The organism is Streptomyces sp. NPDC024017, from assembly GCF_040638895.1.
Lineage (GTDB): Bacteria > Actinomycetota > Actinomycetes > Streptomycetales > Streptomycetaceae > Streptomyces.
Genome location: NZ_JBEZYZ010000006.1, coordinates 306,017 through 330,257 on the forward strand (window position 1 = coordinate 306,017; position 24,241 = coordinate 330,257).

Annotated in this window: 21 protein-coding genes, 1 tRNA gene and 2 pseudogenes; 12 read left to right on the forward strand and 12 right to left on the reverse strand. The window is 71.8% G+C overall.

From position 1 onward, the window contains the following. Positions 1-28: 28 nt before the first annotated feature. From AB0G20_RS18510 to AB0G20_RS18520, 3 genes are all read right to left on the reverse strand, one after another. Positions 29-104 (reverse strand) — tRNA-Arg (locus AB0G20_RS18510). Positions 105-270: 166 nt separating this feature from the next. After that, a complete protein-coding gene (locus tag AB0G20_RS18515; RefSeq protein WP_361303242.1) occupies positions 271-2,133 on the reverse strand; it encodes an IclR family transcriptional regulator C-terminal domain-containing protein in 1,863 nt (620 codons plus the stop codon). Positions 2,134-2,278: 145 nt separating this feature from the next. Beyond that, complete coding sequence (locus tag AB0G20_RS18520; protein ID WP_361303245.1) at positions 2,279-3,541, reverse strand: M6 family metalloprotease domain-containing protein; 1,263 nt, start codon at positions 3,539-3,541, stop codon at positions 2,279-2,281. Positions 3,542-3,916: 375 nt separating this feature from the next. On the opposite strand from AB0G20_RS18520, the gene AB0G20_RS18525 reads away from it, so the two are divergent. Next, positions 3,917-4,561 (forward strand): helix-turn-helix domain-containing protein, encoded by a 645-nt coding sequence (locus AB0G20_RS18525; protein ID WP_361303248.1) that lies wholly within the window; start codon positions 3,917-3,919, stop codon positions 4,559-4,561. Positions 4,562-4,733: 172 nt separating this feature from the next. After that, positions 4,734-6,272 carry an MFS transporter gene (locus AB0G20_RS18530; protein ID WP_361303251.1) on the forward strand — a complete coding sequence of 513 codons (1,539 nt, stop codon included), beginning with the start codon at positions 4,734-4,736 and terminating at the stop codon, positions 6,270-6,272. Between the two features lie 94 nt (positions 6,273-6,366). Here the strand turns inward: AB0G20_RS18530 and AB0G20_RS18535 are convergent, their stop codons facing one another. Then, positions 6,367-6,900, reverse strand: a complete 534-nt coding sequence (locus AB0G20_RS18535) for a MarR family transcriptional regulator (protein ID WP_361303254.1) — start codon at positions 6,898-6,900, stop codon at positions 6,367-6,369. A gap of 89 nt (positions 6,901-6,989) precedes the next feature. Here AB0G20_RS18535 and AB0G20_RS18540 point away from each other — a divergent pair, with 89 nt between their 5' ends. Beyond that, positions 6,990-7,775, forward strand: coding sequence for a class III extradiol ring-cleavage dioxygenase (locus AB0G20_RS18540; protein ID WP_361303257.1), 786 nt, complete (start codon positions 6,990-6,992; stop codon positions 7,773-7,775). 22 nt (positions 7,776-7,797) lie between these two features. Here the strand turns inward: AB0G20_RS18540 and AB0G20_RS18545 are convergent, their stop codons facing one another. Next, on the reverse strand, positions 7,798-8,316 hold the full coding sequence (locus AB0G20_RS18545) for an N-acetyltransferase family protein (RefSeq protein ID WP_361303260.1): 519 nt from the start codon (positions 8,314-8,316) through the stop codon (positions 7,798-7,800). Between the two features lie 194 nt (positions 8,317-8,510). On the opposite strand from AB0G20_RS18545, the gene AB0G20_RS18550 reads away from it, so the two are divergent. The 3 genes and pseudogenes from AB0G20_RS18550 to AB0G20_RS18560 form a co-directional block, all read left to right on the forward strand. Next, positions 8,511-9,509 carry a sigma-70 family RNA polymerase sigma factor gene (locus AB0G20_RS18550; protein WP_361303263.1) on the forward strand — a complete coding sequence of 333 codons (999 nt, stop codon included), beginning with the start codon at positions 8,511-8,513 and terminating at the stop codon, positions 9,507-9,509. 506 nt (positions 9,510-10,015) lie between these two features. Then, a pseudogene (locus AB0G20_RS18555) lies at positions 10,016-10,414 on the forward strand (TetR family transcriptional regulator); the annotation flags it as partial. A 504-nt stretch (positions 10,415-10,918) separates the two neighbouring features. After that, a pseudogene (locus tag AB0G20_RS18560) lies at positions 10,919-11,074 on the forward strand (TetR family transcriptional regulator); the annotation flags it as partial. Positions 11,075-11,083: 9 nt separating this feature from the next. Here AB0G20_RS18560 and AB0G20_RS18565 read toward each other — a convergent pair. Next, positions 11,084-12,067 carry a YafY family protein gene (locus AB0G20_RS18565; RefSeq protein WP_361303266.1) on the reverse strand — a complete coding sequence of 328 codons (984 nt, stop codon included), beginning with the start codon at positions 12,065-12,067 and terminating at the stop codon, positions 11,084-11,086. A 62-nt stretch (positions 12,068-12,129) separates the two neighbouring features. Here AB0G20_RS18565 and AB0G20_RS18570 point away from each other — a divergent pair, with 62 nt between their 5' ends. The 5 genes from AB0G20_RS18570 (at position 12,130) to AB0G20_RS18590 (ending at position 17,995) form a co-directional block, all read left to right on the forward strand. Next, positions 12,130-13,635 (forward strand): MFS transporter, encoded by a 1,506-nt coding sequence (locus AB0G20_RS18570; protein WP_361303269.1) that lies wholly within the window; start codon positions 12,130-12,132, stop codon positions 13,633-13,635. Between the two features lie 178 nt (positions 13,636-13,813). Next, complete coding sequence (locus AB0G20_RS18575; protein WP_248503889.1) at positions 13,814-14,575, forward strand: DeoR/GlpR family DNA-binding transcription regulator; 762 nt, start codon at positions 13,814-13,816, stop codon at positions 14,573-14,575. Continuing rightward, positions 14,572-15,519, forward strand: a complete 948-nt coding sequence (gene pfkB / locus AB0G20_RS18580) for a 1-phosphofructokinase (protein ID WP_361303273.1) — start codon at positions 14,572-14,574, stop codon at positions 15,517-15,519. Before AB0G20_RS18575 ends, pfkB begins: the two co-directional genes overlap by 4 nt. A gap of 145 nt (positions 15,520-15,664) precedes the next feature. Next, positions 15,665-17,719, forward strand: coding sequence for a fructose-specific PTS transporter subunit EIIC (locus AB0G20_RS18585; protein WP_361303276.1), 2,055 nt, complete (start codon positions 15,665-15,667; stop codon positions 17,717-17,719). A gap of 117 nt (positions 17,720-17,836) precedes the next feature. Continuing rightward, positions 17,837-17,995 (forward strand): hypothetical protein, encoded by a 159-nt coding sequence (locus AB0G20_RS18590; RefSeq protein ID WP_361303878.1) that lies wholly within the window; start codon positions 17,837-17,839, stop codon positions 17,993-17,995. A 15-nt stretch (positions 17,996-18,010) separates the two neighbouring features. On the opposite strand, the gene AB0G20_RS18595 is transcribed toward AB0G20_RS18590, so the two are convergent. From AB0G20_RS18595 to AB0G20_RS18610, 4 genes are all read right to left on the reverse strand, one after another. Next, a complete protein-coding gene (locus AB0G20_RS18595; protein ID WP_361303279.1) occupies positions 18,011-18,757 on the reverse strand; it encodes a DUF6227 family protein in 747 nt (248 codons plus the stop codon). Between the two features lie 179 nt (positions 18,758-18,936). Then, positions 18,937-20,154: an Ig-like domain-containing protein gene (locus AB0G20_RS18600; RefSeq protein ID WP_361303282.1), complete on the reverse strand. Its 1,218-nt coding sequence runs from the start codon at positions 20,152-20,154 to the stop codon at positions 18,937-18,939. Positions 20,155-20,320: 166 nt separating this feature from the next. After that, positions 20,321-21,349 (reverse strand): P1 family peptidase, encoded by a 1,029-nt coding sequence (locus tag AB0G20_RS18605; RefSeq protein WP_361303285.1) that lies wholly within the window; start codon positions 21,347-21,349, stop codon positions 20,321-20,323. Positions 21,350-21,473: 124 nt separating this feature from the next. Next, positions 21,474-22,706 carry a low temperature requirement protein A gene (locus AB0G20_RS18610; RefSeq protein WP_361303288.1) on the reverse strand — a complete coding sequence of 411 codons (1,233 nt, stop codon included), beginning with the start codon at positions 22,704-22,706 and terminating at the stop codon, positions 21,474-21,476. A gap of 77 nt (positions 22,707-22,783) precedes the next feature. On the opposite strand from AB0G20_RS18610, the gene AB0G20_RS18615 reads away from it, so the two are divergent. Continuing rightward, on the forward strand, positions 22,784-22,963 hold the full coding sequence (locus AB0G20_RS18615; protein WP_361303291.1) for a hypothetical protein: 180 nt from the start codon (positions 22,784-22,786) through the stop codon (positions 22,961-22,963). 61 nt (positions 22,964-23,024) lie between these two features. On the opposite strand, the gene mscL is transcribed toward AB0G20_RS18615, so the two are convergent. Further along, complete coding sequence (gene mscL, locus AB0G20_RS18620) at positions 23,025-23,483, reverse strand: large conductance mechanosensitive channel protein MscL (protein ID WP_361303294.1); 459 nt, start codon at positions 23,481-23,483, stop codon at positions 23,025-23,027. A 150-nt stretch (positions 23,484-23,633) separates the two neighbouring features. After that, positions 23,634-24,149: a hypothetical protein gene (locus AB0G20_RS18625; RefSeq protein ID WP_361303297.1), complete on the reverse strand. Its 516-nt coding sequence runs from the start codon at positions 24,147-24,149 to the stop codon at positions 23,634-23,636. Between the last annotated feature and the right edge of the window lie 92 nt (positions 24,150-24,241).

Here is a 24,241-nt window from a genome sequence, read left to right on the forward strand (position 1 = left end):
GACCATGATCGGTCCGGGCCGTTTTGGCTGGTGCCCCCGGCAGGATTCGAACCTGCGACACCCGCTTTAGGAGAGCGGTGCTCTATCCCCTGAGCTACGAAGGCAGTGGCAGCAGACGCAAGCGGCGGCATGCCTGTGGTCTGGGAGGACCACAGGCGTCAGCGTACCGGATGCGGGTCTGGCGGGTGTGGGGGTCAGGTCAGGGATGCGCGGCTGCCGGGTGAGTGTGGGGTCAGGTCGGGGATGCGTCGCGGCCGGTTGAGCCCGGGGTCAGGTCACGGGGACGTGGGTGAAGCGCGTGGCCGTGTGGAGGTCTGTCTGGATGCGGGTGGCCGTGGTGGTCAGTTCGGGGAGGAGGTGCGTCACGCACTCCCTCGGGGTGCGGCGGCTGGCGTGCATCGCTGTGTTCAGGGCCGCCACCACCCGGCCCGAGCGGTCGCGGATCGGGACGGCGATGGAGCGGAGGCCCTCTTCCAGTTCCTCGTCCACCAGGGCGTAGCCCTGCGAGCGGACCGAGGTCAGGGCCCCTTCGAGGGCGTGTGCGTCCGTGACCGTGTGCGGGGTGAGAGCCCGCAGGGCCTCGGGGCGGAGGGTGCCCGACGGCGCGTCCGCCAGCAGGACTCTGCCCAGTGCCGTCGCGTACGCCGGCAGACGCGTGCCCACCGTGATGTTCACGCTCATCACCCGGGCCGTCGCCACCCGGGCCGTGTACTGGATCTCCTCGCCGGAGTCCGACAGCACCGCCAATGACGTCGACTCGTGGATGCGGGACGTCAGGTCGGCCAGGTGGGGCTGGGCGATCTCGGGGAGGGAGGTGCGGGACAGGGGCGGGAAGCCGAGGGAGAGGACCCGGGGGGTCAGTGTGAAGGTGCGGCCGGCCGGGGCCACCAGGCCCAGGTGTTCGTAGGTGATCAGGGCTCGGCGGGCCGTTGCCCGGGCCAGGCCCGTCGCCCGGGCCACCTCCGTGAGGGTCAGCTCCGGCCTGCCCTCGCCGAAGGCCGTGAGGACCGTCAGGCCTCGGGCCAGGGATTCGATGAACTCGCGGCCCAGCTGCTGCTTCGACGCACCCGTCCAGAGCGCCAGGTCCGACGGGGGCGGGCCGGGCTCGGGGGGCGGAGTGGCGTGGAGTTCGCGTTCCATCGCCCTCACCGCGGACCGCAGTCTCGGCAGCAGCGTCTTCCGCAGGTTGTGCGCGGTGTGGCGGCTCGTGTGGCTGACCACGCTCGCCACGCTCGCGATCCGGCCGTTCGTCCCAGGGGTCCGGACCGGTACCGAGATCGCCACCAGACCCGGCTCGATCAACTGGTCGTCCAGGGACCAGCCGTCCGCCGAAGCCTGTTCCGTGCGGCGTGCGAACTTCTCGTCGTCTCTCACGTCCGCTCCGTGCGTGCGTGGCGGTACGGCCGTGAAGGACAGGTCCCTCGGGTCCGCCGCCCTGCGGTCCCGCCAGCGTTGCCAGTCCGCGGCCGTCCACTGCGTCGCGAACAGCGGGCCCGGTGCGGTGCGTTCGGCAGGGAGCAGGTCGCCGATGCGGAAGCTGAGGGACATCGCGCGGCGGCGGGTCGCCTGGTGGATGAAGCGGATGCCGTCGCGGTCGGCGACCGCGAGGGAGACCGACTCGTCCAGTTCGTCGGCCAGGGCGTCCGCGTGCGGGGAGAGCAGGGCGGGCAGGCGCAGGGCCGACATGTAGGCGTTGCCCAGTTCCATCAGACGGGGGGACAGGTGGACGTCCCGGCCGTCGAAGCGGACGTAGCCCATGCGGGCGAGCGTGGCCGTGATGCGGTCGACCGTGGAGCGGGCGAGGCCGGTGGCACGTTCCAGGCCGCTCAGGCTCAGCGTGCCGTTCGCCTCCGTCAGCTCCTGCAGTACCGCGATGCCGCGGATGAGGGGAGTGACCGCCTCTGCGGGGACACCCTCAGAGGGGACATCCTCCGCAGGGACGCCCCCCGCACCCGAGTCGCCCTTCCGAGCGCCCTGCGCGGCGGGGGCACCCCTCCGGGCGGCCGGGGTAACCGTCCGGGCGGCCGTAACCCTCCGTGCGCCCGAAGCGGTCGTCGCCTCGACCGGCGACCCCTTCTCGTCGGCCGGCGGGGCGGACCCCTCCGGGGTCTCGGGCATGGGCTTCGCTGGCATCGGTTCTCCGGTACGGCGGCCGCGACGGTCGCGACAGGCCCACCGTAATCCGGAATCCGTGGCCAGGAGGCCGCGAGGGGCCCCGCGCATCGCACGTACTCCCTGCTCTCCGCTCCCTACGTCTGCTCCCTACGCCCTACCTGCCCTACTCACCCCCTACGCCCTGCTCCCTCGTCACCCGCACCCGATAGCCCCCCTCCGCACTGGCCTCCGCCACCGCTCCCGCCCCCGCCACCTCGATCGTGATCCCCCTCCCCGCGTCCCGGAACGTCTCCCCGGGCGTGAACGGCGCGTCCGACAACTCCGCGTGGACGTTCGGCGCGCGGGTGCAGCCGCCGCTGTCGCGGCGGGAGTCGTAGACGGTGACCGGGCCCATGCCCGTGTCCACCTCGGCGTCGACCTTGTAGATCAGGGCACCCGGGCGGCACACCGCCTCGTCGTTGCCGGCGCGGGTGCGCAGTTCGACGGCGTAGCCGGTTCTGCCGTCCAGGGGGACGAAGACCAGCTTGGAGCCACCGGCCTCGGCCAGGGGCGTCAGCGTGTACTCCGTGGTGCCGGGGGACGCCGCGCAGTGGACCTGGGTGGCGTCGAGCCAGCCCAGCTTCCACTTGTGCCAGCCGAGGAAGTCGTTGTTGGCGCCCCAGTCCTCGCTCATGATGTCCCAGTGGCCGACCGCGCCCCCGCCCTCCGCGGTGTACAGGTCGGGCAGGCCGAAGACGTGGCCGTTCTCGTGGGGGAGGACGCGGTAGCCGGTGCGGTCGTAGGAGCCGGAGCCGTCGTCCTGGCGGGAGTAGACGAAGGAGGCGTTGGCCACGGGTATGCCGTCGGCCGTCGGGGCGTCCGGGTTGCCGGCGAAGGTGACGGACAGAACGGTGTCCAGGGCCGAGGGGCCGGCGTTGGGGCTCACCAGGACGTTCAGCAGGTCGTACGCGCGGAAGTCCACCTGTGGGTCGGCGGCCGCCACGAGGTCCTGGACCAGCGTGCGGTAGCCGGGGTCGAACGGAGCCCCGCGCTCTATGCCGTACTCGCGAAAGGACTTCGGCATCCGCAGCCACCCCGGGATCGGGGTCTCGGGGCGGTAGTCGAGGCGGCCGTAGGAGCTGGTGCGGAACCACTCGCGGGTCTGCGGGAAGAACTCGCGGAAGCGGTCCTGGGCCTCGCCCTCGCCTGGGGCGTCGGAGAAGTCGATCATCAGGGTGAGGGCGCGGACGGTGCCGGTGGAGCGGGTGTAGCCGGTGGAGGTGGGGATGCCCTCGGACATCTGGACCTCGCGGGCGCCGCGGATCATGCAGGGGCCGTGTGCGGAGGTGTGGGACAGGGTGATCGGGCCCGCTCCCGCCGTACTGGCGCCCGGGGTCAGCGGGCCCGTGCCGGCCGAGGTGCTGACCGTGAAGGTCAGGGCGGTCACACAGGCCAGGGCGGCCAGCCGGCGCCTGGGTATCCGGTGGCCGGGCGGCGCCGTGCCGTGCGGGCGGGGGCGCCGGGGCCGCGGCTGTATGCAAGGCACCTGCAAGGGACCTCCCGCGCCACGGCAGCCTCCGGTCTCCGGCTGCACCCTTGCGATCACCCTGCGTCGCGGGGTGAGGCGACGCGCGCTGGAAGAGACCGATCGTGGGTTTCCCGTCAGTAGCGACCCGAGGGGTTTGTGAGCCAGGTCACAAACAATTTCCGCGAGAGCGGGAAATACCGGGGACCCACTCCCCGTTTAGCCATGTGTCCGACCGAAACGGGGATCCGCTCCCCGGATCGGAGCACCACTCACCGTCCACACCAGGAGTACGCCGTGCAGACCGCCAGCCCCGAAGCGCGCAAGGTGCCCCGGCCCCGCGCCGACGCCCTGCGCAACCGGGAGCGGATCGTCACCGCCGCCCGGGAGATGTTCGTCGAGCACGGCCCCGAGGTGCCGCTCGACGAGATCGCCCGCCGGGCCGGCGTCGGCAACGCCACGGTGTACCGCAACTTCCCGGACCGCGACGCGCTCGTCCGCGAGGTCGTCTGCTCCGTCATGGACCGCACGGCCGCGGCCGCCGAGGCCGCGCTCACCGAGACCGGCGACGCGTTCGAGGCGCTGGAGCGCTTCGTGCACGCCGCCGCCGACGAGCGGATCAGCGCGCTGTGCCCGATGGTCTCCAGCACGTTCGACAAGCACCACCCGGATCTGGAAGCCGCGCGCGAGCGAGTCGAACGGCAGGTCGCGGAGGTCATGGACCGCGCCAGGGCGGCCGGGCAGCTCCGGTCCGACGTGGACGTCGGGGACGTCATGATCGCCGTGGCCCAGCTCAGCAGGCCCCCGGCCGGTACGGACTGCTTCCGCGCCGACCGCTTCGTCCACCGCCATCTTCAGCTGTTCCTGGACGGGCTGCGGGCTCCCGCTCGCTCCGCCCTCCCGGGCACGGCCGTGACTCTGGAGGATCTGCGCCGGCCCTGACCGATCAGTTCAGCCCGCCCCACCGGTCTGAAACCTGAACGCCCGACCGCCTGAACGCCCGACCGCCCGACCGCCTGAACACCTGAAGCACAGTCCCTGCGGCCGTCCCCGAGGACGGGCCGTCACCTTTCGTCACCTTTTTCCGTCACGAAGTCCCGAAGTGGGTATCCCCATGTCTGAAACAGCCTCCAAGGCTCTCCACGCCCCGGCCGAACCGGATCCGGGCCGCTGGAAAGCGCTCGTCTTCATCGCGCTCGCCCAGCTGATGGTCGTCCTCGACGCCACCATCGTGAACATCGCCCTGCCCTCCGCCCAGCAGGACCTCGGCATCTCCGACGGCAACCGGCAGTGGGTCGTCACGGCCTACGCCCTCGCCTTCGGCGGTCTGCTGCTGTTCGGCGGCCGGATAGCCGACCTGTGGGGCCGCAAGAAGGCCTTCGTCGTCGGCCTGGGCGGCTTCGCCGCGGCCTCCGCGCTCGGCGGCGCGGCCACCAACGAGGCGATGATGTTCGGCGCCCGTGGCCTCCAGGGCGCGTTCGGCGCCCTGCTCGCGCCCGCCGCGCTCTCCCTGCTCGCCGTGATGTTCACCGACGCCAAGGAGCGCGCCAAGGCGTTCGGCATCTACGGCGCGATCGCCGGTGGCGGCGGCGCCGTCGGCCTGATCCTGGGCGGCTTCCTCACCGAGTACCTGGACTGGCGCTGGACGTTCTTCGTGAACATCCCGTTCGCCATCGTCGCCGCGGCCGGTGCCTACTTCGTCATCCGTGAGCCCGAGGGCGGCCGCAACCGCTCCGCGCTCGACATCCCGGGCGTGGTCCTGTCCACCCTCGGCCTGGTCGCCCTCGTCTACGGCTTCACCCGCGCCGAGTCGGACGGCTGGAGCGACTCCGTGACCGTCGGCATGTTCGTCGCCTCGGCCGTGCTGCTGGCGTCCTTCGTGCTCGTCGAGTCCAAGGTCAAGGCCCCGCTGCTGCCGCTGCGCGTGATCACCGAGCGCAACCGCGGCGGGATCTACCTCTCCCTCGGTCTCGCGATCATCGCGATGTTCGGCCTGTTCCTCTTCCTGACCTACTACCTGCAGATCGTGAAGGGCTACTCGCCGGTCAAGACCGGTTTCGCCTTCCTGCCGATGATCGCGGGCATGATCACGGGCTCCACCCAGATCGGCACCCGCCTGATGACCCGCGTCGCCCCGCGCCTGCTGATGGGCCCCGGCTTCCTGGTCGCCGCGCTCGGCATGCTGCTGCTGACCCAGCTGGAGATCGGCTCCTCGTACGCGGCCCTGCTGCTGCCGGCGATGCTGCTGCTCGGCCTGGGTATGGGTACGGCGTTCATGCCGGCCATGTCGCTGGCCACCCAGGGCGTCGAGCCCCGGGACTCCGGTGTCGCCTCCGCGATGGTCAACACCTCGCAGCAGGTGGGCGGCGCGATCGGCACGGCCCTGCTGAACACCATCGCCGCCTCGGCGACCACGGCGTACGTCGCCGACCACATCGCCGGGGCGACCAGCCGGTCCCAGCAGCAGCTGGTCCAGCTGGAGGCCATGGTGCAGGGCTACACCAGCGCCATCTGGTTCGCCGTCGGCATCCTCGTGGTGGCCGCCGTGATCGCCCTGACCTTCGTCAACGCCGGCCGTCCGGGTACGACCACGGTGACCGGCTCCGACGAGAGCGCGGCGGACGAGGTGCAGATCCCGGTCGTCGCCCACTGACGCCCGCGCACCCGCACCCCTTCGGGCCATCCGCAGGCGCGAGGAAGGGGACGCCTCGCACCTACGGAATCCAGGACCTGCCCCGGCTCCCGCGTCAGCGGAGCCAGGGCAGGTCCGCACCCGCTTCGGCCGGCTGAAGTCCCTCGGAGATGATCCGCATGATCTCTCCGAGGGACTTCTGCTGTTCCGGGGAGAGCCGGTCGAAGACCGCCTGGCGAACGGCCTCCACATGGCCCGGCGCGGTCTGCCGCAGCACGTCGTAGCCCTCGTCGGTGAGGACGGCGAACTGGCCCCGCTTGTCGTCGGGGCAGTCCTCCCGGCGGACCCAGCCGTTCTTCTCCAGACGCGCGATGGCGTGCGAGAGGCGGGACCGGGTGATCTTCGCCAGCATCGCGAGCTCGGTCATCCGCAGCCGCCGCCGCGGTGCCTCGGCGAGCTTGACCAGAAGGCCGTAGTAGACGTGCGGCATGCCCGCGTCACGCTGCAGCTGACGGTCGAGATGGTCGTCGAGGAGGGTGACGCCCTCCATGAACGAACGCCAGACGCGCTGCTCCTCATCGGTGAGCCAGCGCGGTTCCTTGGGCTCCGCGGCGGAGCCGGGTGTCGATGCGGATGCGGGTGCCTTCATGTGTTCCACTCTACGTGGCCCCTCCTTGAACTTTAAACAAATGGCTCGTACAGTTTGTTAGGGAATCATTTTTTGGAAGGAGCCGCAGCATGTCCGCCGCCACTCGGGAGCGCATGCCCGCTCTGTACCTCAGCCACGGCGCACCGCCCCTGGCGGACGACCCGGTCTGGCCCGGTGAGCTGGCCGCATGGTCCGCCGGCCTGCCGCGCCCCAAGTCGGTCCTGATCGTCTCCGCCCACTGGGAGGAGGCCCCGCTCGCCCTCGGTGCCACCGAGACCGTGCCGCTCGTCTACGACTTCTGGGGCTTCCCGGAGCACTACTACCAAGTGAAGTACGACGCCCCCGGCGCACCGGAGCTCGCCGAGTCCGTACGCAAGCTGCTGCGCGCCCCCGGCATGCCCGTCCAGGACGTCCCCGACCGCGGCCTCGACCACGGCGCCTACGTCCCGCTGGTCGAGATGTACCCGGAGGCCGACATCCCGGTCCTCCAGGTGTCCATGCCGACGCTCGACCCGGTCCGGCTCCTGGAGATCGGCCGCAAGCTCGCCCCCCTGCGGGACGAGGGCGTGCTCATCGTCGGCTCCGGCTTCTTCACCCACAACCTGGCCGCGCTCCGGCAGGGCGGCATCCCCGCCTGGTCCGCCGAGTTCGACGACTGGGGCCGGCGGGCGCTGGAGGCGCGTGACGTGGACGCCCTGCTCGACTTCACCCGCAAGTCACCCGCCGGGCAGCTGGCCCACCCGCGCACCGAGCACTTCGCCCCGCTGTTCGTGACCATGGGCGCGGCCGACGCGGCCGGTGAGCTGGACGCGCAGAAGTCCGTGATCGACGGGTTCTGGATGGGGCTGGCGAAGCGGTCGGTGCAGTTCGGCTGAGGCGGGCCCGGTGGCCGGGTGCCTACAGCGGCCTCTCGTACCAGGCCACGTCCCAGTACCGGCCGAACTTGCGGCCGACCTCCCGGTACGTGCCGACATGCCGGAACCCGAAGCGCTCGTGCAGCCGGGCCGACGCCTCGTTCGGCAGCGCGATGCCCGCGTAGGCGCGGTGCAGATCCTCGCCGGACAGGGCCTCGAAGAGGGCCGCGTAGAGGAGCGTGCCGACGCCGCGCCCGCCCGCGTCCGGGGCGACGTACACGGTCGTCTCCACGGAGGTGGCATAGGCGGGCTTCATTCGGAAAGGGCTGGAAGTGGAGTAGCCCAGAATCTCCTGTGAGTCCGCCGTCGTGGCAACCATCAGGCGATGCGGTCCGTCTTCAGGGTGGGAGAGCAGCCAAGGGCGGCGCTCCTCCGGACTGAAGATCGCGGTATCGAATGTGATCGCCGTCTCACGTACATAGTGGTTGTAGAGGGCTGTGAGGGCGTCGAGGTCAGCCTCGACTCCTGGCCTGACCTGCACCTCTGTACGTTCTGTCAGCACCGCGCCTCCCTGTGTGGCCGGACAGGGTACTGCATGATCAGAAAAATCGGGGGCCGGGTTGGGAATTCTGTCCTGATTCCAGTCGTTGTTTCCATCGGATGCAGGGCACCCGAGGAGAGTCCGGAGAGTCCCGGAAGACGGAGTCCCGCGTCCGAAGGACCACCCGCTGACCTCACCATCGCAAGGGAGCTCGCATGGCAACCCGTGCCGTCGCCCGTCGTCAGTCCGCCACCGGCGAGACGGCCGATGCGGCAAGCAGTGTTCGCGCCCATGGCGGCGAGATCGCCGACCGCGACCTGGTCGGCATGTACCTCGACGAGATCGCGCGTACACCGCTGCTCGACGCCGCCAAGGAGGTCGAGCTGTCCCAGATCATCGAAGCGGGTGTGTTCGCGCAGCAGATCCTCGACGGCCTGGAGGAGAACAAGGCCGGGGCCTCGTCCGAGGAACTGCAGGCCCTGGTCGACGAGAGCGAGCGGGCCAAGGACGTCTTCATCCGCTCCAACCTGCGCCTGGTCGTCGCGGTCGCCCGCCGCTACCCCCGCAGCGGTCTGCCGCTGCTGGACCTGATCCAGGAGGGCAACGCCGGCCTGGTGCGCGCGGTCGAGAAGTTCGACTACCGCAAGGGCTTCAAGTTCTCCACGTATGCGACGTGGTGGATCCGCCAGGCCATCACCCGCTCGATAGCGGATCAGTCCCGCACGATCCGCCTGCCCGTCCACCTCGTGGAGGAGCTCGGCCGGATCCGCCGTGTGCAGCGCGAGTTCAACCGCGAGCACGGCCGGGACCCGGAGCCCGCGGAGATCGCGACCGAGCTCGGCTCGACCCCGGAGCGCGTCACCGACGTGCTGGACTGGGCCCGCGACCCGGTCTCGCTGAACATGTCGGTGGACGACGAGGGCGAGACCCAGTTCGGCGACCTCCTGGAGGACACCTCGGCGGTGTCGCCCGAGCAGTCGGTGCTCACGCTGCTGCGCAGCGAGGAGCTCGACGACCTGATCGGCCGGCTCGACCAGCGCACGGCGTCGATCATCAAGATGCGCTACGGCATCGAGGACGGCCGGGAGCGCACGCTGACCGAGGTCGGCAAGGAGCACGGCCTGACCCGCGAGCGCATCCGGCAGATCGAGAAGCACGCGCTGCTGGAGCTGAAGAAGCTGGCCCGCAGCACCGGATTCGACGCGGCGGCGTGACACGTGTGACGGTGAGTCTCCGGGCGGACGGACCGCCTCCCACAACCGTGGGTGACGGACCGTGTGCGCCCGGAGGTCACCGCGTACGCCGGGTGGCGAAAGACCGCGCAAACATGGCGTTGTAACGCCGCTTCAATCCGCGGACTGAGGGAACAAGACTTCTGGGTCCACCAGTTCGGGCCCGGGGCCATGCCCCATGAACCCCAACAGCCAAGTCCCGTCGCACTCCCCCCGGCGCCGGGACTTTCCCCGAGGCCGGGCTTCGGCGTCCTTCCCCCCGGACGCCGGAGCCCGGCTCTCTACTGCCCGGCCCGCCTTCGCCCGGAAAGCCGGTGAGGAGGAGTGGGGGTGGGGTGCTGGAGGGCGGGCCACCCCGTACCTGAACCACGGGGTGGCCCGCCAGATGGCAGATTGTGTCACATGGGCATAGCCTGCCGGGCGTGAGCAGCACCACCCCGACCCCGCCTTCGCCCTCGCTGACCGAGCGGCGGAAGGCCGAGACACGTATGGAGATCGCCCGGGCGGCGGCAGGCCTCTTCGTGCGACACGGCCTGCGCGCCACCCGCGCGGAGGACATCGCCCAGGCGGCCGGTATCGCCCCGCGCACCTTCTACCGGTACTTCGCCACCAAGGAAGAGGCCGTCGCCCCGCTGTACGCGGCCGGCGCCCAGCGCTGGGCGGAGGCGGTGCGCGCCGCTCCCGCCGACGTGGGCGTGATCCAAGCCCTGGAGCAGGGGGTGCGCCACACCCTCACCCCGGGCGTCGGCGTCTCGGCGGCCTCCTGGGAGTGGGTCCGCGCGCTCCTGCGCCTGGCCGAGGCGACCCCGTCCCTGCGCAGGGTGTGGGCGGAGGTGTGCCAGGCGTCCGAGCGGCTGCTGGGGGAGGTGCTGGCAGAACGGGTGACACGTGCCGGGGCGTCCGGGACTCCCGGGGCGCCTGTGGCGCCGGAGGGCGGCGACAACGTTGCCGCCGCTCTGGATCTGTCCTCAGCCGCGCCAGCTGACCGGACCCCTCTCACGTCAGCTGACCTGCCCTCCGGTGCGGCGCCTCACTCGACCTCCGCCGCGCCCCGTGACGTGCCCTCCGCCGCGGCGTCTGACTTGACCCCCGCCGCGCCCCGTGACCTGCCCTCCGCCGAGACGCCTGACCTGCCCTCCGCCGCGGCCCTTGACCCGACCTCCGCCGCGACACCTGACCTGCCCCCCGCCGAGACGCCTGACTCGACCTCCGGCGCGGCGCCTGACCCGACCCCCCTCGCGACACCTGACCTGCCCTCCGGCGCGGCGTCCGACGCGACCCCCGCCGCGCCCCGTGACCTGCCCTCCGGCGCGACGCCTGACCCGACCCCCGCCGCGACCCCTGACCTGCCCTCCGCCACGACCCCTGACATGCCCTGCACCGCCGCCCCTGAGCTGCGCTTCGCCGCCGCGGTGGCGAGCGCCGCCGTGCGTGCCGCCCTGGAGGCCTGGGCCGCGGGGGACGGGCCCGTCGAAGGCCCGGGTAGTCCGGCGGAACTCGCCCTGCGTAATCTCGCCGCGCTGCGGGACTTCCCGTGGGGCGCGTGACGCGACGGCTCACACCCCGCCGACGTCCCGTCCGCCGGCCGCCCTGCTCAACCGCGCCCCCAACTCCCGTACGGCCGTCACCAGTTGCTCTGGCTCGTGCACCACGAAGTCGCACTCCAGCATCGCCAGCCGGAACGCCACCCACTGCACCGCGTCGCCGACCGATCCCCGCAGCCGGCAGCTGCCGTCGTCCAACGGCTCCGGCGTGCCCAGCCACTTGGGCACCCGGGCGGCGACGAAGTCGGCGGGCGCGGCGAACGTGACCTCGAAGTCGTAGGACGGCTGCTGCCGTTGCATCGACCGCCGCAGGTACTCCGCCGCGCTCCCCGTCGGCAGCTCGCGCGGCACGAACCGGGCCCCGGTGGCGAACGGCTCGCTGACCCGGTCGACGCGGAACGTGCGCCAGTCGTCCCGGTCGATGTCGTACGCGACCAGGTACCAGCGGCGGCCCGTCGACACCAGCCGGTACGGCTCCGTCAGGCGCCGCGACTCGGTGCCGTCCGCGGCCCGGTAGGCGAACCGCAGCCGCTCGTGCCCGGCCACCGTCGAGGCCATGACGGTCAGGGTCTCGGGCGCGATGCTCGGCCCGTCCCCGCTGGTCAGTGGTGTGGTCGCGGCCTGGAGGGTGGTCACGCGGTGGCGCAGCCGGCCCGGCAGCACCTGCTCCAGCTTGGCCAGTGCCCGCACCGAGGCCTCGTCCAGGCCCTCCACCGCGTGCCCGGCCCCGGCGCGCAGCCCGACCGCGATGGCCACGGCCTCCTCGTCGTCGAGCACGAGCGGCGGCATGGCCTTGCCGGCGACCAGCCGGTAGCCGCCGTCGGCGCCCTTGGTCGCCTGCACGGGGTAGCCCAGCTCGCGCAGCCGGTCGATGTCCCGCCGCACCGTGCGGCGGGAGACCCCGAGCCGCTCGGAGAGCTCGCCCCCGGGCCATTCGCGGGGCGTCTGGAGAAGGGAGAGGAGCGTCAGCAGCCGGGCCGGAGTGTCCGTCGTCATACAGATGAGGATGCCGCACCACTAGGACACGATCTGACCTAATGGGGGTCTAACTTCGAACCATGAACTCCACCGACACCACCCTCGGCACGGCGGGCGGCGGGACCGACCGCCGACGCTGGTTCGCCCTCGCGATCGTGATGACCGCGGCCTTCATGGACCTCGTCGACGTGACGATCGTCAACATCGCCATCCCGTCGATCCAGCGGGAGGCGGGCGCGTCCTTCAGCGAGATCCAGTGGATCACCGCCGGTTACGCCCTCGCCTTCGCCGCCGGGCTGATCACCGGCGGACGGCTCGGCGACATCCACGGGCGCAAGCGGATCTTCCTCGTCGGCATCGGCGGGTTCACGGTCGCCTCCGCGCTGTGCGGTCTCGCGGTGAACCCGGAGATGCTGGTCGCCTCGCGGTTCCTGCAGGGCGGCATGGCGGCGCTGATGGTGCCGCAGGTGCTGTCGATCGTGCACGCGACCTTCCCGGCGCACGAGCGGGGCAAGGTCTTCGGGCTGTTCGGCGCGGTCGTCGGTCTCGGGGCCGTGTCCGGCCCGCTGCTCGGCGCGCTGCTGACCGAGTGGAACCTGTTCGGCTGGGAGTGGCGGTCGATCTTCCTGATCAACCTGCCGGTGGGTGTCGCCGGCCTGATCCTCGGCAGCCGCTTCATCACCGAGTCCAAGGCGCCGCGCGCCCTGAAGCTGGACCTGGTGGGCGTCGCGCTCGTGACACTGGGCCTGCTGATGCTGCTCTACCCGCTCATCCGGGGCCGCGAGCTGGACTGGCCGGTGTGGGGGTACGTCTCGATGGCCGGCTCGCTCGTCGTCCTCGCGGCGCTGGTGGCGTACGAGAGGCGCAAGGCCGCGCGGGACGGTTCCCCGCTGGTCGAGTTGTCGCTGTTCAAGGTGAAGAGCTTCGCGGCCGGGATCGCCGTGCAGACCGTCTTCGGTGTCGCGCTCGGTGTGTTCTTCCTGGTGTGGACGCTGTACATGCAGTTCGGTCTGGGCTGGAGCCCGCTGAAGGCCGGGCTGACCGGGGTGCCGTTCTCGATCGCCGTGTCGGTGGCGGCCGGGATGTCGGTGCAGAAGCTGGTCCCGCGGTTCGGGCGCAAGGTGCTCCAGGCGGGCGCGCTGGTGATGGCGGCCGGGGTGCTCCTCTACATCTGGGAGGCCGGGCACTACGGCCTCGCCATAGCTCCCTGGCAGATGGCCCTCCCGCTCGTCGTGATGGGCGTGGGCATGGGCCTGATCGTCGCGCCGCTGACCGACGCGATCCTCTCGGAGGTGCCGCGCGAGCACGCCGGTTCGGCCTCGGGGCTGATCAACACCGTGCAGCAGATGGGCAACGCGCTGGGGCTCGGCCTGGTGTCGGTGGTGTTCTTCGGCACGATCTCCGACCATCTGCGGCGGGAGCAGGTCGGTCCGGCCTTCGCGGACGCCTTCCAGAACGCGCTCGGCTGGGTCGCCGCGGTGATGGGCGCCATCTTCCTGCTGATGTTCGCGCTGCCGAAACGGCCCGCGCAGCATGTGGAGGGGGAGCAGGCGGCGGTGGAGAAGGAACCGGCGCTCGTCTCCTGAGAGCGGTGGAAACGCACCGCGGCGGACGCGGATCCAGCGGGCTCGGCACCTCGGGTGCCGGGCCCGCCCTCGTTTCCGCTCATGCCCGATTGGGTCCGAACCTGTTTACTTTGCGGAAATCTCGGCGTAGCCTCCCGCTGAAACCACACGTTCGGGCATGAGGCGGAGGCGAACGGACATGTACGCACCGGAGCGGCAGCAGGAGATCCTCCGGCTCGCCCGTGACGGCGGCCGAGTGGATGTCGTGTCGCTGGCCGAGGAGTTCCAGGTGACGGCGGAGACCATCCGCCGGGATCTGAAGGCCCTCGACCGCGCCGGTCTGGTCCGCCGGGTGCACGGCGGGGCCATCCCGGCCGGGCGCCTCGACTTCGAGCCGGACCTCGCCGAGCGCGAGACGACCGCCGCCGACGAGAAGGACAACATCGCCAAGGCGGCCCTCGCGGAACTGCCCGTCGAGGGCACGGTGATCCTCGACGCCGGGACGACGGTGGCCCGGATGGCCGCCGCCCTCCCGCTGGAGGCCTCCCTCACCGTCGTCACCCACAGCCTCCCCATCGCGGCCCGCCTCGCCGACCACCCCGGCATCCAGCTCCACCTCATCGGAGGGCGCGTACGGCACCGCACGCGCGCCGCCGTGGACGCCTGGGCGCTTCGGGCGTACGGCGAGATCCGCGCCGACGTGCTGTTCGTGGCCGCCAACGGCTTCTCCGCCGAGCACGGCCTGACCACCCCCGACCTCGCCGAGGCCGCCGTGAAGCGCGCGGCCGTGGCCGCCGCCCGCCGCGTGGTGCTGCTCGCCGACTCCTCCAAGCACGGCCAGGAGCACTTCGCCCGCTTCGGCGACCTGAGCGATGTGGACCTGCTGATCACCGACAGCGGGCTGAGCCCCGAAGACGCCGTCGCGATCGAGCGCGGCGGCACGGAAGTAGTGCGCGCATGATCCTCACCGTCACCCCCAACCCGTCCCTGGACCGCACCTACGAGGTGCCGTCCCTCGACCGCGGCGAGGTCATCCGCGCCACCGGCGAGCGGATGGACCCGGGCGGCAAGGGCGTGAACGTCTCGCGTGCCGTCGCCGCGGCGGGGCAGCGCACGGTGGCGGTCCTGCCCCTGGGCGGCGCCCCGGGCGCCCTCGTCGCCGACCTGCTCGACAAGCAGGGCATCGAGGTCGCGCCCGTACCGGTCGCCGGGGCCACCCGCTCCAACATCGCCCTCGCCGAGTCCGACGGCGTCCTGACGAAGATCAACGCGCCCGGCCCCGAACTGTCCGACGCCGAGCGGGAACTGCTTCTGGAGACCGTGCGGCAGCAGTCCCGCGACGCCGCCTGGATCGCCTGCTGCGGCAGCCTTCCCCGCGGACTCGCCCCCTCCTGGTACGCCGAGCTGGTCGCCCGCGCGCACGCCGCCGGGGCGCGGATCGCCCTGGACACCTCCGGGCCCGCGCTGCTCGCGGCCCTGCGCGAGCGGCCCGACGTGGTCAAGCCGAACGCCGAGGAACTGTCCGAGGCCGTCGGCCGCCCCCTCGCCACCGTCGGCGACGCCGTCAAGGCCGCCGAGGAACTGCGCGAGATGGGCGCCCGGGCCGTCCTCGCCAGCCTCGGCGCCGACGGGCAGCTGCTCGTCTCCGACCAGGGCGCCTGGTTCGGCAGCGCCCGCGTGGCCGCCGTCCGCAGCAACGTGGGCGCCGGCGACTCCTCCCTCGCCGGTTTCCTGATCGCCGGCGGCAACGGCCCCGAGGCCCTGGCCTCCGCGGTCGCGCACGGCGCGGCGGCCGTCCAACTGCCCGGCAGTGTGATGCCGACGCCGCGTGACCTGGACCCGGCGGCGGTGACGGTCACGTCCGAGGTCCCGGCGGACCGCGTTCTGAAGGAGCCGGTGTCATGACCTACGACGAGCTGCGCGGACCGACGCGCGAGCGGCGGGCCTCCCCGTTACCCGCCCCCTCCACTCCCGTCACCCCCCACCGCACCCCCGTCCCCCTCCCCGCCCACCCCTCCCACCGGGCGATACGCGTGCTAAGGAGCCCGCGATGAGCGACATGATCACGGCGGAACTGGTCGACCTCGACCTGTCCGCCGACACCAAGGAAGCGGCGGCCCGTGCCCTCGCCGAGCGCATGGTGGCCCTGGGCCGGGTGACCGACCTGGACGGTTTCCTCGCCGACGTGGCCGCCCGCGAGGCCCAGATGCCGACCGGCCTCGACGGCGGCATCGGCATCCCGCACTGCCGCAGCGAGCACGTCACCGAGCCGACGCTCGCCTTCGGACGCAGCGCCGACGGCATCGACTTCGGCGCCCCGGACGGCCCCGCCGACCTGATCTTCCTGATCGCCGCGCCGGCCGGCGCGGACGACGCCCATCTGACGATCCTGTCGTCGCTGGCCCGGCAGCTGATGAACAGCGAGTTCACCGACGCCCTGCGCGCGGCGAGCGACGCGCCGGCCGCGGCGGCCCTGATCCGCGGCGACGAGCCGGACACACCCGCATCCGCGGGTTCCGAAGACCCCGTGGCGTCGGCGGGAGCGGCCTCTCCCGCCGCCGCCACGGTCACCGACGAAGCCGGCGACACCGCTGAGGGCGAGAAGCGCCCGTTCCGCATCGTCGCCGTCACCTCCTGCCCGACCGGCATCGCCCACACCTACATGGCGGCCGAGTCGCTGGAGAACGCCGGCCGGGAGGCGGGCGTCGACATCACCGTCGAGCCCCAGGGCTCGGCCGGTTTCACCCGGGTCGCCCCGGAGGTCATCGCGGCGGCGGACGCCGTGATCTTCGCCCACGACGTGCCCGTGCGGGAGAAGGAGCGGTTCGCCGGCAAGCCCACCGTCGACGTCGGTGTGAAGGCGGGCATCAACCGCCCGGCCGAACTCATCGCCGAGGTCCGCGAGAAGGCCGCGCGCGGCGAGGTCACCTCCGGATCCGCCCCGGCCACTCCGGTGGAGCGCTCCGGCGACTCCGGCGAGGGCTACGGCACCAAGCTGCGCAAGTGGCTGATGTCCGGCGTCAGTTACATGGTGCCGTTCGTCGCCGCGGGCGGTCTGCTGATCGCCCTCGGGTTCGCGATCGGCGGCTACAAGGTCGACAAGGCCCCCTCGGTGATGGACCACTTCATGTGGCTGCAGGCCGACAGCTGGGCGGCTCTGTTCTTCCAGATCGGCGGTGTCGCCTTCGGCTTCCTCGTCCCGGTCCTGGCCGGCTACATCGCCTACGGCATGGCCGACCGGCCCGGCATCGTCCCCGGGTTCGTCGGCGGCATGATCGCGTTCAACATCAACGCCGGCTTCCTCGGCGGCCTGGCGGCCGGTCTGATCGCCGGTGGCGTCGTGATGGCGATCCAGAAGGTGAACGTCCCGGCGGCGCTGCGCGGCATCATGCCCGTGGTGGTGATCCCGCTGATCTCCTCGGCGATCGTCGGGTTCCTGATGTTCGTCGTCATCGGCAAGCCCATCGCCGAGGCCCAGAAGGGCATGACCGACTGGCTGAACGGCCTGTCCGGCAGCAACGCCATCCTGCTCGGCGCACTCCTCGGCCTGATGATGTGCTTCGACCTCGGCGGCCCCGTCAACAAGGTCGCCTACACCTTCGCCACGGCCGGCATCGCGGTGGCCAGCCCCAGCGACTCGGCGATGAAGATCATGGCCGCGGTGATGGCGGCCGGCATGGTCCCGCCGCTGGCGATGGCCCTGGCGACGACCGTGCGCGGCAAGCTCTTCACCCAGACCGAGCGCGAGAACGGCAAGGCCGCCTGGGTGCTCGGCGCCTCCTTCATCTCCGAGGGCGCGATCCCCTTCGCCGCGGCCGACCCGCTGCGCGTCATCCCGGCCTCCATGGCGGGCGGCGCGGTCACCGGTGCCCTGTCGATGGCCTTCGGCGCCACCCTGCGCGCCCCGCACGGCGGCATCTTCGTGGTCCCGCTGATCGGCAACCCGTTCCTCTACCTGGTCGCCATCGCCGCGGGCGTCTGCGTCACGACGGCCCTCGTCGTCGTCCTGAAGGGCATGCGCAAGCCGGCCCCGGGTGCCGCCCCGGCCTCCGGTGCGGGCAGCGCGGACCGGAAGGCGGAGACGAAGCAGCCCGTCGCGGCGTGAAGCGGTGCGAGGTTCGCACCTTTCGGGGTGTGTGAACCGTTCATGCCACCTGCGAGATAGATCACGAAAATCACGGCCCGGGACCGAAGTCCCGGGCCGTGGTGTCTACTGGGACGCATGCCCGAGCACGTCTCCCGGTGGCCCGAAGGCCATCCTCTCCCCGCCCTCCCGCAACAGCGGCAGACGGGCCCCCGGTCGGAGTCCGTGGAACTGACCCCCGAGGAGAGAGACGCCTTCGCCGAGCTGGTGCGCCAACTCGGCGACAGAGGCCTCTAGGTCCTGCCGGGCGTCTCAGGAGAGCTGCGCCGCGCGCCGCTCCATCGCCTCGCGCGCCGCGTCCTCGCTGGCGTACACCTCGCACATGTGCCGCCCGTCCGGCGTCGCCGTGTGCTCGACCTCCCAGAGGGAGAGCTCCTCGCCGTCGCGCAGCAGGAACGCGTGCTCGTAGAGCGAGAAACCCAGTCCCGCCCGGCCCGCGCGGCACGGCCGGCCGAAGGCCTGGGTGATCAGGTGCCCGGACGCCGTGGCCAGCAGGGCCGCCATGTCCGCGCCCGGCCGGTCGGTGTTCTCCGCCCGGCGCAGTAACCTGCGCGCGTGGTCCGCCGAGTTCTCCGCGGCGTACGCCTGCCGGGGCGCGGGGACGGGGGACACCTGCACCGCCACCGGCAGTTCGAAGTCCGGGGTCTCCGGCGGCAGCGGCAGCCGCGTGGTGGCGGCGCGCAGCTCCTCCTCGTCGATGTACACCTCGTGCTGCGGTTCGCTGCCCGGCGCGGTGTTGTGGACGAGCTCCCAGAGCGTCAGCGCCGAACCGTCGGCGAGCAGCCACGTGTGCCGGTACGTCTCCCGGTGCAGGCCCGCGCTGTGGTGCGCGGAGTGCAGTGAACCGTCGTGCGCCAGCGCACAGTCCAGGCGCCTTATCGTCTCGTCCGGTAGCTCGAAGGAGTTCAGGGCGCGGCCGAGGAGTCGCGCGAGGTGCTCCTCCGGAGACTCGGGCGAGTCGTGGGGTTCGTACGCTGCCGTCTCGTACGGAACGCTCAAGGTTTCTCCCGGCGTTGCTGCATGTCACCTTGTGGGTGCATACCGTAGCCCCTCGGTCGGACATCATGTCCGGGAACCGAGAAAACGTACGTCCGGGAAAACGAGCGGGCCGCGCGAAATGTTCCCGCGCGGCCCGGTCGGCCCGTCAAAAACCCCAGTTGGAGCGGTCTTTCAGCTGGTCAGGAAGCGTCGCCCGAGACCCACTGGCTCCACGCCATGTTCCAGCCGTTGAGCCCGTTGTCCGGCGCCACCGTCGTGTCGGGGGAGTTCTTCACGATCACCACGTCGCCGATGAGCGAGTTGTCGTAGAACCACTTGGAGGGCGTGCTGCCTCCGGCGCCCTGGACGTCCGCGAGGCCGACGCAGCCGTGGCTGGTGCCCTGACGCCCGAAGGGCGGGTTGCCCTTGTTGTACCAGTAGTTGCCGTGGATGAAGGTGCCGGACGTCGTCAGACGCATCGCGTGCGGCACGTCCGGGATGTCGTACTCACCGCCCAGCCCGACCGTCCGGCTGTTCATCCGGGTCTGGACGAACTTCTCCGAGATCACCATCTGCCCGTTGTAGGTGGTGTGCTGCGGGCTGCCCGCCGAGATCGGGATCGTCTTGACGGTCTTGCCGTCCCGGACGACCGTCATGGTCTGGGTGTTGGCGTCGACCGTGGAGACCTGCGAACGGCCCACCGTGAAGGTGACCGTCTTCTTCTGCACGCCGTAGACGCCGTTCGCGCCCTCGACCCCGTCCAGGTCGATGTTCATCGTGACCTTGGAGCCGGCCTTCCAGTACTCCTGCGGCCGGAAGTCGAGCCGCTGCCCGTTGAACCAGTGCCCGACGACCTTCTGGCCGCTGCTGGAGGTCACGGTGATGTGCGACTGCACGGTCTTGCGGTCGGTGATGGCCTTGTCGAAGGTGAACGACACCGGCATGCCCACACCGACCGTGGTGCCGTTGTCCGGCGTGTACGTCCCGATGAAGCTGTTCGAGGACGTCACCGTCGTGAAGATCGAGTTGGCCGCGGCCGTCCGGCCGTCCGTGTCCTTGGCGGTCGCCGATATCTGGTACTTCGTCCCGCGTTCCAGCTGCTCCTTCGGCTTCCAGGCCTTGCCGTCGCCGGAGATGGAACCCGGCACGGCCTGGTCGCTGCCCGCCACCGTCATCTTCACGTCGGTCAGCTTCCCGTCGCTGACCTTCACGCCGGTCCTGTTGATGGACGCGCCGGTCGAACCGTCCTTCGCCGAGATGGCGATCTTCGCGACGGACGTCTTGGTGCCGCCGTCGCCGCCCTTCTCGTCGTCCTTGGCGTTGGCGCTGCCACCGCAGGCGGTGAGCGTCAGGGCGCCGACCACCAGGGCGGCACAGGCCCCCAGAGTGCGCCGCGCTGAAATGTTCGGCGTTGTCACGGGCTGCTCCCAGTTCATGTGATGTTGCGTGATCCGCTCCAGTACGTGAGGGAGGAGGGGGCGGGGAGCCGGTCGGGTTCCGTCCGTTCCCCATGGAGGCCGTCACGTGACAGAACCGCGACAAATTCCGGTTCCCCTGTGGATCTGCTGAGCGCCGCAGGCCTGTTCAGCGGCCCGCGTACAACTCCCCGTACGACGGCCATGTCCCGCCCGGACCGTCCACCGGCTCCGCGGCCCGTACGGCCCGGACGATCGCGCGCGTCACCATGTCCGCGCCCGCCGCCAGGATCTCGTTCAGGGCGAGCGGGTTCGCGGCGTCCAGGGCGCGGTCGCCGGTCGCCAGCGCGAACACCGTGTCCCCGTCGTTGAGGAGATGCACCGGACGCACCGCGCGGGCGATGCCGTCGTGCACCGTGCCGGCCAGCTTCTGCGCCTGGGCCTTGGACAGATCCGCGTCCGTGGCGACCACCGCCAGCGTGGTGTTGAGCGGCGGTGGCGTGCTCCTCGCAGCCGTCTCCGCCAGACGCCGCTGCGCGGCCGCGTGGACCTCCGCCTCCGGGTACTCCACCCGCCCCTGGAACAACTCCCCGTACAGCACCCCCGTTTCCGGATCCACCGTCGATCCCGCCGCGTTGGCCACCACCAGCGCGGCCACCGTGATCCCCGAGCCGAGCACCGTGCTCGCGCTGCCGACACCGCCCTTGACCACCCCGACCACCGCTCCCGTGCCCGCGCCCACGCACCCCTGGGGCACCTGCGCGCCGAGCTCGCTCGCCGCGGCCGCCTCGACCGCGGCCCGGCCGGTCGCCGCGTCCGGGCGGGCCCGGAAGTCGCCGCCCCGCCCCAGGTCGAAGACGCAGGCGGCGGGCACCACCGGCACGACCTGCGCCGGGTCCGCCCCGACCCTGATCCCGCGCCCCCGTTCCTCCAGCCAGGCCATCACCCCCGACGCGGCGTCGAGCCCGTACGCGCTGCCACCGGTCAGCACGACCGCCTCCACCGTCCGCACCACGTTGCGCGGATCCAGCGCGTCCGTCTCCTTGGTGCCGGGCCCGCCGCCCCGCACGTCCACGGCGGCCACGGCCCCGCCCTCCGGGGCGAGCACGACCGTGGTGCCGGTGAGCCAACCGTCGCCGGTGCGGGTGGCGTGCCCCACCCGCAGGCCGGAGACATCCGTCAGTGCGTCAACTGTCATGAGGCACAGTCTCGTCCAGCCGTCGGCTCCGGCGGGCGTACCGAACCGGTGGGTGCCGCGTCAGCCCGTCGATGTCCGGGGGGACCGGATCGTTGATGTCCGGGGGACCGGAACGAGGGCGCCCTCACCCGGCCCGATGCACGTGGCCGCTGTCCCGGGCGGTCAGGCGCACGGCCAGGGTCTCTCCGGCCACGACCGACAGCGCGCACACGACACCCGCCGTGAACACCGCCCAGTGACCCAGGAACGTGCAGCAGATCACCAGCAGGGCCGTCGTCGGCAGCACCAGCTGCTGGGTGATGCCCCGCTTGAAGTGGCGTGAGTGCAGCGCCCACACCGTGAGCAGGTACAGGGCCGTCGGCAACGTCACCGCCGCAGACGCGGCCAGCGTGGAGATGTGCGCCTTGCCGACCGTCTGCTCCACCGCCACCTCCAGCCCGGCCCCGATCGCCGCAGCCGCGGCGAACACCAGGTAATGGCCGTAGCCCCACAGGAACGCCTGCCGGTTGGAACGCAGATGGCCGTGGATGGGCACCACGAAGTAGATCCACCACGCGGCGAAGATGATCAGCAGCCCGCCTGCCGCGATGGGGAGGAGCTCGCCCAGCGCGTCGTTCTCGTCGATGCCGGACTTCACCGCGACCGTGGCCGCCGCGATCGTCTCGCCGAGCACGATGATGGTGAACAGCCCGTACCGTTCCGCGATGTGGCGGGGATGCCAGGACGTGCTGTGCCCCCGCTCCGCCAACGGCGGCACACACATCTCCAGCAGCGCCATCACCAGGAACCACCAGGGCCGGGCCCCCTCGGGCAGGAACAGCAGCCCCAGCCAGCCGACCTGGCACGCCAGCACGCCGCCGGCGTAGCGCAGGGCCGTCGTGCGCTCCGGGCCCTCGGCGGCCCGGGCCGCCCGCAGCCACTGCGCCGCCAACGCCACCCGCATGATCGCGTAGCCCAGCCAGACCACGAGGTACTCGTGCTCCTCGAACGCCTGCGAGACCCCTGCCGCGAGGACCAGCACACCCGCGATCTGCACCAGCGTGACGACCCGGTAGAGGACGTCGTCGTTGTCGTACGCCGAGGCGAACCAGGTGAAGTTCATCCACGCCCACCACAGGGCGAAGAACACCATCGCGTAGTCGAGGATCCCCTGGCCCGCGTGCCCCTCGGCGACGGAGTGCACCAACTCGATGCCCGCCTGGGCGACGGCCACGACGAAGCACAGGTCGAAGAAGAGCTCCAGCGGCGAGGCCGTCCGGTGCGCCTCGTCGCGGCCACGGGCCCGAAGCCTGCGCAGCGGTCCCCGGCCGCCGTGCGCGCCGGAGGGGACGGGCGGGGGAGTGGGGCTGGACGTCATGCGTCCCAGCACAGCAGAAGGCGCGGGGAATGTCTCCGCGACCGCACCTTGGTCGCACGCGACCGTACCCTGGTTGCATGAGTACCGTCCCCGGCCCCGAGCCGCGCGAGCCGAAGCCCGCGCTGGTCTTCGACGACCCGCTCGACCAGCAGTCCTCCGACGACACCGACCGCGGATGGGGCGAGCGCACCGACTCCGGCGGCAGTTCGGCGGACCTCAAGCGCTTCCTGGACGAGAAGCCGCCCCACCACCTCTGAACCGGCCGGGCGCCCGCCCGCAGCGCCCTCCGACCGGCCCGGAACGCCGCCCGCAGCGCCGCTACTGCCGGTCGTGCCCCGAGCCGCGCTGGGCGATCAGCGCGTCTCGGATCTCCTTCAGCACCTCCAGCTCGGTCACGTCCATGACCTCCTGAGCGCCCTCCTTCGCCTTCCGGCGCGCCTCCATCCGGGCGAGGTACTTCGCCATGGGCAGGACCATCAGGAAGTAGACGACCGCCGCGGTGATCACGAAGCTCAGGGTGGCGCCGAGAACGGAGCCCCACAGGATCTGGATGCCCTGTTCGCCCTGGCAGGTCGAGCTCAGACACGAGCTGTAGTGGTCGAGGTTCTTGGTCCCGATGGCACCGACGACCGGGTTGATGATCCCCTTCACCACGGCGCTGACGATGTTGGTGAAGGCGGCACCGATCACCACCGCCACCGCCAGATCGACGACGTTCCCGCGCATCAGGAAGGCTTTGAAGCCCTCCCAGAGACTCGGTTCCTTCTTCTCGCTCACCCCGGGGCCTTTCCTCACACGAGCAGCTTGTGGAACAAAACGCTCCGCAACCTACGTCAACGTTGGGCCGAACCGAGTACCTGGGTCCCCCTAATGAAGGACGCGACGGGGCCGCGCCCGACACCACCGCACCCGACGCCACGGCCCGCGTCACCACAGCGTCACCGCCAACCGCCCCGTGGCGCTCGCGCCGGCCAGTCGCGCGGCGGTGACCCGCGGCACCGACAGCACGACCAGCGCCCCGCTGTCGCCCGCGCCCTCCACCGGCTCCGGCACCTTCGTCACCCTGGCCCCGCGCGCCACCACCCGGGCATCGCCGCCCGGCGCCGTCTGCTCGGCGGCGATGACGTCGACCCGGTCGCCGGGCCGCAGCAGCCGCACCGTGGCCGCGTCGGAGATCCGGACCGGGGCCGTCACCGCCCCCGCGGCTCGGCGCATCGGCGCGGGCTGCTCCCCGGACACTGAGGCCGTGTGCGCGGGAGGCTGCGCCCGGGGATGACCACGGGCCCCGTCCGTGCCGCGCGGGCCCGCCGCCACGAGTGCCGTCGCGGTGACCGCGAGCCCGACGGCCACGGCCCGCCGCCGGTGCCGGACGAGCCGGCCGGACCGGTGGCCCCCGCGAACCCGTACCGGCTCGAACCGCGGCACCTCACGGGTCGCGGGCACCTGCGCCCCGGGTGGGCACGGGGCGAGGGACCAGGAGGGAGACGAGGGCACGACCGAGGGACGAGCGAGGGACACGGGGACCACCACCTGCG